11 protein-coding genes are annotated in these 13751 nt (G+C 40.0%); 6 read left to right on the forward strand and 5 right to left on the reverse strand.

Going from position 1 to position 13751, the window contains the following annotated elements; genetic code table 11:
* Positions 1 to 5 precede the first annotated feature (5 nt).
* Together ABD985_RS17840 and ABD985_RS17845 are read left to right on the forward strand one after the other, a co-directional pair.
* Positions 6 to 1019, forward strand: a complete 1014-nt coding sequence (locus ABD985_RS17840) for a fibrobacter succinogenes major paralogous domain-containing protein (protein ID WP_345374126.1) — start codon at positions 6 to 8, stop codon at positions 1017 to 1019.
* Positions 1020 to 1115: 96 nt separating this feature from the next.
* On the forward strand, positions 1116 to 1661 hold the full coding sequence (locus ABD985_RS17845) for a hypothetical protein (RefSeq protein ID WP_345374128.1): 546 nt from the start codon (positions 1116 to 1118) through the stop codon (positions 1659 to 1661).
* Between the two features lie 51 nt (positions 1662 to 1712).
* On the opposite strand, the gene rsgA is transcribed toward ABD985_RS17845, so the two are convergent.
* Complete coding sequence (gene rsgA / locus ABD985_RS17850; RefSeq protein WP_345374130.1) at positions 1713 to 2789, reverse strand: ribosome small subunit-dependent GTPase A; 1077 nt, start codon at positions 2787 to 2789, stop codon at positions 1713 to 1715.
* Positions 2790 to 3483: 694 nt separating this feature from the next.
* Here rsgA and rpsA point away from each other — a divergent pair.
* The gene (rpsA, locus tag ABD985_RS17855; protein WP_345374131.1) at positions 3484 to 5247 is read left to right on the forward strand and encodes a 30S ribosomal protein S1; all 1764 of its coding nucleotides are present in this window, start codon (positions 3484 to 3486) and stop codon (positions 5245 to 5247) included.
* 362 nt (positions 5248 to 5609) lie between these two features.
* Here the strand turns inward: rpsA and ABD985_RS17860 are convergent, their stop codons facing one another.
* The gene (locus tag ABD985_RS17860) at positions 5610 to 5906 is read right to left on the reverse strand and encodes a hypothetical protein (RefSeq protein WP_345374133.1); all 297 of its coding nucleotides are present in this window, start codon (positions 5904 to 5906) and stop codon (positions 5610 to 5612) included.
* A 563-nt stretch (positions 5907 to 6469) separates the two neighbouring features.
* On the opposite strand from ABD985_RS17860, the gene gyrB reads away from it, so the two are divergent.
* Positions 6470 to 8410, forward strand: a complete 1941-nt coding sequence (gene gyrB, locus ABD985_RS17865; RefSeq protein WP_345374135.1) for a DNA topoisomerase (ATP-hydrolyzing) subunit B — start codon at positions 6470 to 6472, stop codon at positions 8408 to 8410.
* Between the two features lie 70 nt (positions 8411 to 8480).
* On the opposite strand, the gene ABD985_RS17870 is transcribed toward gyrB, so the two are convergent.
* Both ABD985_RS17870 and ABD985_RS17875 read right to left on the reverse strand, forming a co-directional pair.
* Positions 8481 to 9428 (reverse strand): DUF4249 domain-containing protein, encoded by a 948-nt coding sequence (locus tag ABD985_RS17870; RefSeq protein ID WP_345374137.1) that lies wholly within the window; start codon positions 9426 to 9428, stop codon positions 8481 to 8483.
* Positions 9429 to 9455: 27 nt separating this feature from the next.
* Positions 9456 to 11834: a TonB-dependent receptor gene (locus ABD985_RS17875; protein WP_345374139.1), complete on the reverse strand. Its 2379-nt coding sequence runs from the start codon at positions 11832 to 11834 to the stop codon at positions 9456 to 9458.
* A gap of 236 nt (positions 11835 to 12070) precedes the next feature.
* On the opposite strand from ABD985_RS17875, the gene ABD985_RS17880 reads away from it, so the two are divergent.
* Together ABD985_RS17880 and ABD985_RS17885 are read left to right on the forward strand one after the other, a co-directional pair.
* A complete protein-coding gene (locus tag ABD985_RS17880; RefSeq protein WP_345374141.1) occupies positions 12071 to 12670 on the forward strand; it encodes a hypothetical protein in 600 nt (199 codons plus the stop codon).
* Positions 12671 to 12675: 5 nt separating this feature from the next.
* On the forward strand, positions 12676 to 13251 hold the full coding sequence (locus ABD985_RS17885; RefSeq protein WP_345374143.1) for a hypothetical protein: 576 nt from the start codon (positions 12676 to 12678) through the stop codon (positions 13249 to 13251).
* Positions 13252 to 13556: 305 nt separating this feature from the next.
* Here the strand turns inward: ABD985_RS17885 and ABD985_RS17890 are convergent.
* A partial coding sequence (locus ABD985_RS17890) for a hypothetical protein (protein ID WP_345374145.1) occupies positions 13557 to 13751 on the reverse strand: 195 nt, incomplete at its 5' end.

The following is a 13751-nucleotide window of genomic DNA, read 5'->3' on the forward strand; positions in this document are numbered from 1 at the left end:
TCTACATGAATACCCTTCACCTATTTCGCTCAAGTTTCTGTATCTATTTCTTGAGTATTTTATTCATCAGCTGTCAACAAGAGCAAGACACCATCTCCATCTCACCAAAAATGTCTTCCGAGCTCCTTAGCGTTGGCTCACATATCGTAACACTAAAAAGCCAGATTGAAAATAAGGAACAACAAATCATCTCCGATCTGGGAGTTTGTTGGAGTTCCTCTCCAAACCCTACCATTTCGGATCACACCGCTAACAATGGAATATATGAAGAGGATTATGTCTATACGGTAATTGAAAGTCCAGAGATACAACCCAATTCAACTTACTATATAAGAGCATACCTCATTACCGGAGAAAACGTCATTTATGGCAATGAAATAGCCTTCACGTCAACAGAAACCGTAACAGACGTTGATGGCAATGTTTACCCCACAGTAAAGATCGGGGAACAACTATGGATGATGGAAAACCTTAAAACTACCAAACTCAACGATGGCACTCCCATTGAATCACTTAATTATAATTCCGAATGGCGTAAGGCAGATATTGCCTTTTCTTGGTATAACTATAATAAGGCTTACGGAATTCTGTACGGAGCACTATACAATGGAAAGGCTATTCAATCAAATAAACTTGCTCCTGAGGGATGGCATGTCCCAACAACCGATGAATGGAACATTTTGATTGAGCAATTAGGGGGTGAACAAATGGCGAGTAAGTACTTGAAATCTCATCGTGATGTAGCCTACGACACAGATATATCTCCTACTCATAACTACAACTTAAACAGCAGTGGGTTCAGTGCCCGTATGGGAGGTTCCTCAGCACCTCGATTAGGAACATTCAAAGAAGTAAAGCAAGCAGGATATTGGTGGGCCTCAGATATGACTATTACAAAAGAAGACAAGCTTCTGCACTACTTTTGGATGCTTAATGGCAACTCCGTTGTATTTCAAAGTGGCGCGTCAGAGAATTCCAGTTCTATGGTATATTTCTCGGTGCGTTGTGTTAAAAATTAAAAGATGATATAATCATCAACATGAGGCTGTCTCAATCTGATAATTTGTAAGACAGCCTCATTTACTTTTTCAATACTAAAACAATCCCAACTACTTATGAAGACAATCACTCTCCAATACCTAAAAAGCATCGCACTAAGCATCATCTATTTAACATTAAGTATCAATGTGTTATTCTTCTCCCCTCATAAAGTCCCTCCCTTAGAAGAACTGCAAAGGGTAGAAATCGCCGGTGATGGTATTGCTTGTGTAAAAAGTGTAAAGAAGAATCCAAAGTACACCAAAATCCAAGGCACCTTTGATGAAAAAGAGATAAAGTCTTACGAAATGGGTACGGAGCGCTGCTTGCAAATATTTGATATCACCCCTTATTTCATTCGACTATCTCCCCAGCCAGACTCTTATACTGTTTATTTAGCAGAAGATAAAGCACGCATTTTCGGAGAGGGATACACGATCTATCAAATAGAGGCTAATGGTAAAATACTCCTTCCTTACAAAGAATCTGCCGAGGCTATCCAAAAGCAGCTCGATCTATTTTTATATATCAGTATCGGCTTTTTTAGTTTAATGGGAGTACTCTTAGTTGTCAATTTAAAAAAGTGGCTCTCAGAACCACCGACACAAAAGGTTATTCAATAACTATAGCATAGTAGTTAAGACGCCCATGCTGGGCGTCTCTACAGATAAATACTATCGCCTATTCTTCTTCTGCTTCACCACCTCCTTCACCATTTTCCCAAACTGCTTCTGCTTCTTACGCTTCTCATGGTTACTCATCTGGTAATGCTCTGCTTCCCGCTGTAGTTTCAGGTAACTTTGATAACGATCCTCAGAGATCTTGCCTTCAGCAACCCCCTGCAGTACCGCACAATCAGGTTCATGCATATGGGTACAGTGCTTGAAACGACAATGCTCAGCCAGTTCGCTCACTTCATAAAAGCTCTTTTGTAGCCCTTCTTCATCTGCCGTCACACCAAATTCACGCATCCCGGGAGTATCTACCAATATCCCTCCTTCCGGTAAAAACAATAATTCTCTACTTACAGTCGTATGCTTCCCCTTACTATCGTAATGGCTTACCTCCTGTGTCACTTGCTGCTGACTTCCCAACAGACTATTGATTAAAGAGGACTTGCCTACTCCTGAAGAGCCTACAAAAGCAAAGGTCATCCCTTCTGTAATCATAGATTGTATTTCCTTCACACCACGGCCATCCACAATACTTGTCACCACGATAGAAAGATCCTGCTGTATTTCCTTAAGTTGGTCCAGGTAAGGCTCAATATCAGCTACCAAATCCGCTTTATGTAAAATCACCACCGGCTTCACCTGACTGCTATAGGCCTGTGTAATATACCGCTCCAGTCTTCGGGGACTGAAGTTTTCATTCAAGCTCTGCACAATAAAGAGTGTCTGAAGATTGGTACAGATCACCTGCTCACTTCCGGATGCACCGGCAGATCTTCGACTAAACATCGTTTCTCTTTCCATGACTTCATGGATCAACACCTCCTGTTCATCCATAGGGCTAATCAAAACCCAGTCGCCTGTCTTGGGCAACTCAGAGGGAGTATCTGCCATAAAAAGCAGCTTTCCGATCAGTTGCCCTTTAAATGTTCCCTTTTCAGGAAGGATGATATCATAGTGATGCTTATGAGCCGCAATTACTCTACCTACCTGAAATCCTTGTGTATCTTGTTGTTGGAAAAACGTATTCCAACCCAATTGTTCTTTGGTGTAATTTTCCAATGTATTGAATATTTTCAAGCCTTTCATTTACCCATCACACTACCAACTAACTTTGTTGAATCGTTGAATCGTTGATTCGAGTTGAATTGTTAACTGAATTCGATAAACACCGAATATATCATGTGATGGATTTAACCAACCTGACGGTTATTTATTCAACCTTAAGAAAGGCGTGTATTTTAAAATAAGAATAGATGTCATGTATGGACACGACAAAGAGGCACAGTAAAAATACTGTGATATACTAGGAAGGATGAGGTTATCTCATAACTGTCAGAAAAAACATTCTCAAATGGAGAAAGGATGAAGGATAAAGGAATACAACCCTATATCAAGATTAATATTCCTTCATCCTTTCTCCTTCAACGTTAAAAACATACATCCTTGAATGAATGTCTTTTTCACCTGAAGCATGAGATAGCCTCATTACGCAATAGCGGACTCGATATGTAGCATAAAGAATGTCATATACCCAAAGATATATTTTTATGATTTTTTACAGAAAAAATAAAACAGAAAAGACGTTAATATAGTATTACACACTGATTCCTATTGGTAAATACTAATAATATCCCTACCTTTGCACGCTAATAATCTTCTTTCTGGGCATATCTCTCAGAAAATGCAAGGGTTATTAGCTTTAATGTTTCACTAAAATCTCTGTGTTATTGGCGCGGACACCGAGAGTAAGATAGCGCTTAAGCATATTATAATGTCAGAAAATCAAGATTTCAACTGGGACGAGCTAGAAACTTCAGGTTTCGGCGATGGCTATTCTGATTCAGAGAAAGCCAAAATGCTTGAGATGTACGAAGGTACTCTTAACGATGTAGAAGAGAATGAAGTAGTAGAAGGTACTGTAGTATCGATCACTGATCGTGAAGTAGTATTGAACATTGGCTTCAAATCTGATGGTTTGGTTCCACGTAACGAATTCCGTGACGTTGAGGATCTAAAAATCGGAGACTCTGTACAAGTTTACATCGAGAACAAAGAGGACGCTCAAGGACAGCTTGTTCTATCTCGTAAGAAAGCGAAGATCGTTAAGGCATGGGAGCAAATCCAAGGTGCATTCGATAACGACGCTGTAATCGAGGGTGTAGTGAAGAGAAGAACTAAAGGTGGTTTGATCGTAGATATCTTCGGTATCGAGGCGTTCTTGCCAGGTTCTCAAATCGACGTTAAGCCTATCCGTGACTTCGACGTATTCGTTGACAAGAAGATGGAGCTTAAGGTTGTGAAAATCAACTACGCAAACGACAACGTAGTAGTTTCTCACAAGGTTCTTATCGAGAAAGACCTAGAGGAGCAAAAACAACAAATCCTGAACAACCTAGAAAGAGGTCAGGTATTGGAAGGTGTGATCAAGAACATGACCAACTTCGGTGTATTCATCGACTTGGGTGGTGTAGATGGTCTACTTCACATTACAGATATCTCATGGGGAAGAATCTCTCACCCAGACGAGGTATTGAACTTGGATCAGAAAGTGAACGTAGTAGTTCTAGATTTCGACGACGAGAAGAAGCGTATTTCTCTAGGTATGAAGCAATTGACTCCACACCCATGGGATTCGTTGCCTGAAACTGTTGACGTTGGAGCTAGAGTGAAAGGTAAGATCGTAAACGTAGCAGATTACGGTGCATTCTTGGAGATCACTCCAGGTGTAGAAGGTCTTATCCACGTTTCTGAAATGTCATGGTCTCAGCACCTAAGAAATCCACAAGATTTCATCAAAGTAGGTGAAGAGCTAGAAGCACAAGTATTGACTATCGACCGTGAGGAAAGAAAGATGTCTTTGGGTATCAAGCAATTGACTGAAGATCCATGGACTCAGAAAGACCTTATCGAGAAATATGCAGTAGGAAGCAAGCACAAAGGTATCGTTAGAAACCTTACTAACTTCGGTTTGTTCATCGAACTTGAGGAAGGTATCGACGGTCTTGTTCACGTTTCTGACTTGTCATGGACTAAGAAGATCAAGCACCCATCTGAGTTTACTAAAGTAGGCGAAGAGCTAGAGGTAGTTGTTCTTGAAATCGATCCAGAGGCAAGAAGACTTGCACTAGGTCATAAGCAACTTGAGGAGAACCCATGGGAGCACTTTGAGACAGTATTCGTTCCAGGTACTATCCACAATGGTACTATCGTGAACAAAACTGACAAAGGTGCTATCATCGAGCTTCAGTTCGGTATCGAAGGATTCTGCTTGAACAAATTCTTGAAGAAAGAAGACGGTTCTATGCCAGAAACTGGAGAAACTGTTGAGTTCAGAATCAGCGAGTTCTCTAAGGATGACAAGAAAATCGGTCTTTCTCACGTAGCTACTTACAAAGAGGAGAAGCCAAAAGCTCCTAAAGCTGCGAAGAAGCCAGCTGGAAAACCAGCATCTACTCCAACTGAGCAAGCATCTACTACACTAGGTGATCTTGACGCGTTGGCAGAGTTGAAAAAGAACATGAAAGACGGTGAGTAATCCCTGTTGATCATTTCAATATAAAAAAGCTGTTCGGGTTTATCCTGAACAGCTTTTTTTTGTTCATGATGTTTAATTGAGCTTCGCTCGTTCATAATGTTTAGTTGAATAATTGTTGAAGCAGCTTACGCTGCTTGTTGAATTGAGCTTTGCTCCATTACATGATACCTTAATAAGTATGATATATCGATCAACAAATCAACTCAATACGAAGTACTGAAATTCAGCGATTCAATAGCTCAACTAAACACTATGAACGAGCGAAGCTCAATTAAACAACATGAACAAAAAAAGCACAAACCTCTCCATTTCACGAAGACGTCTGTGCTTATCTATTAAAACAACCTATTTATCACTCCCTCTTAGTTCAATGAGAACGAAGGGATATTGAAGGAAGATGACTGCTGCATGAAAGCAAGCTCATGAATCTCATAATGCAAATGTTCCGTAATCTCTAACCCTCGCATAATATCCTCTACCTCTTCCTCATCTTCTGCTTCGATTAACACCCACACCCTTTTCTGATCGGCAGACATGGAGTAGCTGTAAATCACTTGCTCGCTCATCAACTGCTGTACCTTCTCCAGATCATCTGGAATAAGGTCCATCAAGTTTTCTGAGAGTACTTCGGGCATTTCAGCTTCTATAATATATTGCATAATTCTGAATCGTTTATTTGATAATCTAGCCTAATCCTGACTCCTTGGAATATCCAACTTTTCAGTTAAATAAATCAATTCTTCTCTTTCTTAGTTTAATGCATTAGGAATCATTGAGTAAAAAGATACACAACTCTCCTATAAATCAAGAAAAAGTTTCATTTTTTTCTTCTTTTCCTAAAAATATAGGTCTGGTGAATTGATTACTCGATAAACCTACAGTTAGCAAACAGTTTAAGGAGAAAGGAGAAAGGAGAAAGGAGAAAGGAGAAAGGAGAAAGGAGAAAGGAGAAAATTAAATTACCTTGTCCCTTTTACCTATTACTTTTTACTTTTTTCTTTCTTCCCATTTAAGCTTCCTGATAAGCCTTTCTATTCCCAGAATATTATTGAAAATCCGGCCAAAAAATTGTATTTTCGTGAGGTTCAAAAGAATTGTATATACATATCAATAACACTGTTTTTTGAGTATCGGAAAATGGCTGAAAAGTTACTTCTATGTTGAACAATAACAAGAAAGTTATCAGAACAACAAGGGACTCATAAACAGGACAAAAGACACTATGGAAGAAAACAAAGGTAATTACTCCGCCGGTAATATCCAGATCCTGGAAGGACTGGAAGCAGTAAGAAAGCGTCCTGCCATGTATATTGGTGACGTTGGGATCAAAGGTTTGCACCACCTAATCTGGGAGGTTGTAGACAACTCCATTGATGAGGCAATGGCTGGCTACTGCGATACCATTGAAGTGAACATCCATGAAGACAACTCCATCTCTGTCAGTGACAACGGACGTGGTATTCCAACAGGAATGCACCCCAAAGAGAAAAAATCTGCCTTGGAAGTTGTTATGACAGTATTGCACGCCGGAGGTAAGTTCGATAAGGATACGTATAAGGTTTCTGGTGGTCTACACGGTGTAGGGGTTTCTTGTGTGAACGCACTTTCGATCGATACTAAAGTTACTGTACACAGAGACGGTAAAGTATGGCAGCAGGAATACGAGATCGGTAAGCCTAAGTATGATGTAAAAATCATTGGGGATACAGACCGCACAGGAACAACCGTGCGTTTCCTTCCTGACAACAGTATCTTTACCGAAAGCGTTTATAACTACGAAACCGTAGCAACTCGCTTAAGAGAGCTTGCATACCTAAACAAGGGGATCCGCATCAAGTTGACTGACTTAAGGGTACAGGAGGAAGATGGCAGCTACCTAAGTGATGAGTTCTTCTCTGAAGGGGGGCTTCCTGAGTATGTAAACTATATTGACAGCACACGTACTCCTCTATTGACTCACCCTGTATATATGGAAGGTAGTCGTGACAATATTGCGGTACAAGTTGCCCTAAAATACAATACCTCTTATGCTGAGCATGTATTCTCTTATGTAAACAACATCAATACTCATGAGGGAGGTACACACGTAGCCGGGTTCCGTAGGGCCTTGACACGTACACTAAAAAGCTATGCGGATAAATCTGGATTACTGGATAAAGTAAAGATTGATATCTCTGGAGATGACTTCCGTGAAGGACTGACAGCTATCATCTCAGTAAAAGTGCCTGAGCCACAGTTTGAGGGACAAACCAAAACCAAATTGGGTAACTCTGAGGTAATGGGGGTTGTTGATACTTGTGTAGCAGATGTTCTTTACACCTTCTTAGAAGAAAATCCTAAGGATGCTAAGACCATTATCCAAAAGGTGATTACAGCAGCACAAGCACGTCATGCTGCCCGTAAAGCCAGAGAAATGGTACAGCGTAAAAACGTAATGGGTGGATCAGGTCTTCCAGGTAAACTGGCTGACTGTTCTGAAAAAGATCCTGCAGCTTCTGAACTATACCTTGTGGAGGGTGACTCAGCAGGTGGCTCTGCAAAGCAGGGACGTGACCGTCACTTCCAGGCGATCCTTCCATTGAAAGGTAAGATCCTTAACGTAGAGAAAGCGCAAGAGCACAAGATCTATGACAATGAGGAGATCAAGAACATCATCACTGCACTAGGGGTATCTTTCGGCACAGATGAGGGTGATAAGTACTTGAATATGGAAAAGCTACGTTACCACAAGATCATCATCATGACCGATGCCGACGTGGATGGTAGCCACATTCGAACATTGATTCTTACGTTGTTCTTCCGTTATATGAAACCATTGATTGAGAACGGTTATATATACATCGCTCAACCGCCTCTATACTTGGTAAGAAAAGGTAAGCAAGAGCGTTACTGCTGGTCTGAAAAGCACCGTATGGAAGCTATTCAGGAATTTGGTGGTGATGAAAATAAAGTTCACGTACAGCGTTACAAGGGTCTTGGTGAGATGAACCCAGAGCAGCTATGGACCACAACCATGGATCCTGAGTTCCGTAACCTGAAGCGTGTAGACATTGAGTCTGCCGCAGAGGCAGATCACTTGTTCTCTATGTTGATGGGTGATGAGGTAGCTCCTCGCCGTGAGTTCATTGAGAAAAATGCAAGATATGCTAATGTAGATGTTTAATCACAACATTTGATAGCACATATGATAAAGTGCCACACTATTGGCTAGGTGCCGCGCCATTGGCGCGGCACTACTCATTTATACGGGCGCCAAAGCTTGAAACGGCTGAGCCACTAAACACTCCCACGACTTTTCCCTTACTTACCTGATTCATTGGTATTATGTTAGTAGGCACATTACTTACCGGAGCGGCAAATAATCCACCTGTTGTCATATTTCTTTTTAGTTCACTCAGGAGAAAATAGGATGTTTCCGTTAAAGAATGTAGCTCTATATAAATAGAATCCCCATTACTATAGGCCTTCTTTTGTCCTAGTTGATCCGTTTCTATAGCTGGATTAACACCATATCTTACTGGAGATAAAAAAGTAATTCCATCCAAGGAAGGATTACTATTATACTCCTGACTAACATCATGGATTAAAATCATCTCCTCTCCCATATTCAAGAACTCCTCGTTCTTCCAGGTCTTTAACCAATAGAAATCGTTTTTCCCTTTGAAGTCAGTCGCCCATACCTCTGCCAAGATACTTTCTGCATAAGGTACACCGGAACGTTCCCAAAGATATTTAAGCGAATCTAACCGAGGAACCCGCTCCAAGGAGGTGTAGGCCTCAAAATGATAAGGTCCATGCTTGACTTGTAAGCGATACTGCTTGTCATAATTGGCAGAAATCACATCTTCCTGATCTCTATTATTTAGCTTAAAGCACTCTTGTCGGTTGGTTGGCTTCCAAGTATATACACCATCTCGATCAGCATCTGTAAATATCCGCACACTACCTGTACCGACCGTCTCTACCAATACCTCTGCATCGAATACAGGATCTGCAATTGTTTTTTGTAAATAAGGCTTGGTATACGTCAAGCGTATTTCTTGAGGCGCAAGTTCATTTGTAATAAAAGCATCTACCACATATTGTGTCTGTCCTTCTTCCAAATCAACATCAATCACTTTTTCACAAGCAACTCCTCCCAATAAAATCAATAACCCAAAAGTAGTATTCAGTAATTTCATAGCTGTACGTTGATGGTTTTAGTCGGATTAGAATCTAAAATTATAAGCCACAGAAGGGACAATTGACCCTATTAAAGAAAACTGTATCGCCTCATTATTACTTACAATACTTGAAGACAGTCCATTCGTATTAGGTTGAAAGCTGACTGAGAAAGGGTTTTGGCGGTTATATACATTATAGACCGAGAATACCCATTGTCCATCCCACCTTCCTTTGGATATCGGATCATAGGTTAAGGATAAGTCCAGTCGATGGTAAGAAGGTATTCTATAATTGTTTCGTCGGTTTTCCGGATTATGGGCTGGAGAATAGCCATGTAGTTCATAGGTATTGGAAGGGGCTGTTGTAGGTGTCCCTGAAATAAATGAAAAATTGGCTGAGCACTTCCACACTGGATTCCATTCATAAATCCCAACGACACTTAAATTGTGGGTTTGATCAAAACGAGCAGCATACCATTCATCTTGATTTATACCTTCTGTCTTCCGCTCCGAACGGGAAAGCGTATAACTTATCCAACCATTAAATTTACCTTCCGTTTTTTTCAATTGCCACTCTACCCCATATGCCCTGCCAATCCCTTCCAATAGATCTCCCTCTAAATTACTATTCAGCAAAAGATCAGCCCCGTCAATAAAGTCTACCATCTGCGTCATATGTTTGTAATAAAGCTCTACAGAAAACTCATACCCCTTTTGAGGTACATCCCGTTGATAGCCTAAAGAAAATTGATCTGCCAATTGGGGACGAATATTATTCGTACTAGGGTACCAAATATCCAATGGAGAAGAAGCCGCTGTATTAGAGATTAAATGAACGGATTGCGTCATACGATGATAACTTACACGTATCGACTGCTCTTCTTTCCATTGATACGTAGCGGCTATTCTAGGCTCCAGATTTGGATAATATTGAATCAACTGTCCTGCCGTATATACTCGTTCCTCTTCTGGTATAGGAACCTTTCTCTGTCCTTTTTCTTCGGCTTCTCTGTATTCTTTTGCCACTCCTGCCCCTACATAAGCAAAGGATGAAAACCGTATTCCATAATTTAAAGACCATTGCTCTGTCAGCTGCTGCTCATTCCCCAAAAAAACACTTCCTTCCAAAGCATTCATCTTTGGCAACTCAAACGTGGGAATCGTATTACGGTAAACAATGTTTTCAGCCTTTCCCGGATAAAAATTATAGCGTGATACCTGTCCTCCAAAAGTGACTGTGTTTCGATCGTTCAAAAAATAACTGAATACCGAACGACCACTATAAGAATTCACCTTGGCACTCCAATCAAAGGCATCCTTCTCATTCCCAAAATGAAAAGCATAACGGTAATCGTTCCAATAAGTTGTTGTCTTGAGTAGCAATTGATCACTAAATAAGTGCTTCCATTGAAGACTTGCACTTCGATCTCCCCATTCGAAACCAATAAAACCAATGGCCTCAAAAGTGTCTTTCCCGGCATACGTTGTAAAACTCAGCTCATTTTTGGCATTAATCTTCCATTGCAATTTTGTTGTCAGATCATAGAAATTAAACGCGGTCCCCTCCTGATCTCCTAAAAAAGGTCGTGCCAGCCAGTCAACATAAGAACGTCTTCCAGAAACCAGCAATGACACCTTCTCCTTCGCTATCGGCACCTCCAAAGTCAATCGACTAAAAATAACGCCTATACCACCTTGACCAGCAAAACTTGTATTATCGACTTCTTTCGTTTTGACATCCAGTACAGAAGATAATCGTCCTCCATACTCCACCGGTATTCCTCCTTTCAGCAAGCTAACACCATCAATCGCATCTGGATTGAATACCGAAAACAAACCAAATAAGTGGGAAGTATTAAACATAGGTACCTCGTCCAACAACGCCAGGTTTTCACCGACACTTCCTCCACGTACATTAAACCCTGAGGCACCCTCTCCTACACCACTGACTCCTGGCAATAATTGAATGGACTTAATCACATCCGTTTCCCCTAATAATGCCGGAATACTTTGCATCTCTTCCACTCCTATCCTTGCCACACTTGTACCTTCCGGACTCACCTTCCAACCTACTTGCGTAGCCTGTACAACTACTTCTTTCATTTGCTCAATTTCAGCTTCCAGATAAATGGGAATATCTTTATCTAAATCATCACTCATGATAACTACTTCCTTATAACCTACCGAACGAACAATAATACTATACGCTCCTTCTTTGGGCAACTTCAGTTCATAAGCACCAAAAATGTCTGTTGTACTTCCATCATTCAATTCCTGAATAAAAAGGGTTGCACCGATAATTGGCTCTCTGGTTTGCTGATCATAGATTTCACCTCGGATGATTCGGTATGATTCCTGCGCCAAGCCCGACATGACACAGGTATACCATAACAAAAGGGATAAAGGTAACTTTAGGTTATTCATAGCTGAAGGATTGGATATTTCGAATTTGGATAAAGTAATCAGATCTGTCGCTTAGACAAATAGAATTTGAAGGATTACCCTATGTACTATCCTTTGCACTCTCGCAAATACAATAAAACGTCTCCAAAGTGGGTTGGGATTTCGTTATAGTATCGCTTCAGATAGGTACACTATTACTTACAACCTCTCTTTGATAAGCAGGGTCTTTATTTAAACTCAACTAATACTCAAAAACAATGAAGCAAACTTTTACCCTACTCCTTTTTTTAATAATAAGTCACTACTCATTTAGCCAGGTAAATCATGAAATCAGGTGGACTATTGGAACTTCTGAGCCATATATTAAAGGTTCATCAATAATGACTACATCGGATTCTCATATCAGCTATCGTATGAAAAAAGTACGAGAAGCAAGCCTAAAATACATCACTCAGGTAAAGGATCATACGTATCTGGAAACGGGAATTACTTATTTACAAGGGAATGTAACCATCGATTATGTAAGTTGGGGGGAGATCTATAAAAGATCAAGCGGTACACTTCAACTACTTTCCATTCCTTTTTTTCTTAACAGAACCTTTGGGAAATATTTTTATATAAGTGGAGGTCCTACTTTTGATTTTCATTTAAACGACGAATTTTCTAAAGATTATTCCGGTATTGGTGCTGTTCTTGGCGTTGGAGGAATGTATCGTATAAAAAACCTCACTTTTTATTTGACTCCCAAAGTGGGGAAAAAGGCATTATGGCGACCTGACATTAATAAAGTAGAAAGAAAACTTACTGAGCTGAATATTGAGTTTGGCTTTGGCTATAGACTCCCATCTAAACAATAGAACCAATGACAAAACACATACTGTTTTTAATTTTCTCAATGCTTCTATCCCTGAAAGGGTTTTCTCAAACCCATTCTGAACTAAGATTATTTCTAGGGTCTGCTCATCTTGTCTTAGTAGAGATAAAAAACGTTACATCACCTGAATTTGAAAATATTGAAACAAGAATGATCGGTGGAAACTATCTTCACCCTTTGGGTAAGGACCTTTATTTAGTATCAGGATTTCGATACCAATATGGGGTGGTAGATATTACTGAAATTGGTGACAGCTATTATCAACACAAAGAAGAAACCTTTCAATTGATGTCCATCCCTTTACAAGTGGAAAAATCCTTTTGGAAGTACTTCTTTGTCCATGGAGGACCAAGTATAGACTGGCAAATGACAAAAAGTAGATTTGATCAGCAATCTGGGATAGGAATGGGTATAGGGTTGGGCGCTTCTTATAGACTGAACAATTTTTCTTTCTTTATTAATCCTCGTTTCAAGATGAATGCCCTTATTCCATTTAGGGAAAAACCTTATAAGCACAACCTAACAGAACTAGGCCTGCAATTTGGTTTGGGATATAAATTGTAATTTATCAATAATGGAAAAGAGAGGGATTTTTAAATATACATACCGCTTACACTACTTAAAGAGTTCAGATTTTATCGGTTACTAGAGTTTTAAAAAGGTAGAAACTGGTTGTAGGATCAATGCTGTCAACTCATATAATTGTAACACCAAGTAAAAGTACAATTTATTTTCTTACTTGGAGAATGTTCAACAGGAAAGAGTAAGGCTTAGTCAACAAAGTATGCAGTCACCTGTAATACAGTTCTTAAGGGAATCCCTTTCCTGTCTATTCTTTTAGAACCGGAACAGTACCTAAGGACACAAGTCTATCCTTGTGATCCAGTATCAACGATGAGTAAAGGTGCAGGAAGAATAGGAACATTACAGATGTAAAACTTTAATAGTGTCTTATCATGAGTGGCAAGTATTCTTTGGGAATAGATATTTCTAAAAAGGATTGGCTTTGTTGCAACGATATGAAAAAGGCATGAAAAAGTGGTAAGTTTAAGTGCGAACCAAAA

Origin of the sequence: Algivirga pacifica, from assembly GCF_039543525.1 — a bacterium.
Classification (GTDB): Bacteria; Bacteroidota; Bacteroidia; order Cytophagales; family Flammeovirgaceae; genus Algivirga; species Algivirga pacifica.

Coding starts and splice junctions, on each gene's coding strand:
- ABD985_RS17840 (WP_345374126.1), top strand. CDS start 6: ATGAATACCCTTCACCTATTTCGCTCAAGTTTCTGTATCTATTTCTTG.
- ABD985_RS17845 (WP_345374128.1), top strand. CDS start 1,116: ATGAAGACAATCACTCTCCAATACCTAAAAAGCATCGCACTAAGCATC.
- rpsA (WP_345374131.1), top strand. CDS start 3,484: ATGTCAGAAAATCAAGATTTCAACTGGGACGAGCTAGAAACTTCAGGT.
- ABD985_RS17860 (WP_345374133.1), bottom strand. CDS start 5,906: ATGCAATATATTATAGAAGCTGAAATGCCCGAAGTACTCTCAGAAAAC.
- gyrB (WP_345374135.1), top strand. CDS start 6,470: ATGGAAGAAAACAAAGGTAATTACTCCGCCGGTAATATCCAGATCCTG.
- ABD985_RS17870 (WP_345374137.1), bottom strand. CDS start 9,428: ATGAAATTACTGAATACTACTTTTGGGTTATTGATTTTATTGGGAGGA.
- ABD985_RS17875 (WP_345374139.1), bottom strand. CDS start 11,834: ATGAATAACCTAAAGTTACCTTTATCCCTTTTGTTATGGTATACCTGT.
- ABD985_RS17880 (WP_345374141.1), top strand. CDS start 12,071: ATGAAGCAAACTTTTACCCTACTCCTTTTTTTAATAATAAGTCACTAC.
- ABD985_RS17885 (WP_345374143.1), top strand. CDS start 12,676: ATGACAAAACACATACTGTTTTTAATTTTCTCAATGCTTCTATCCCTG.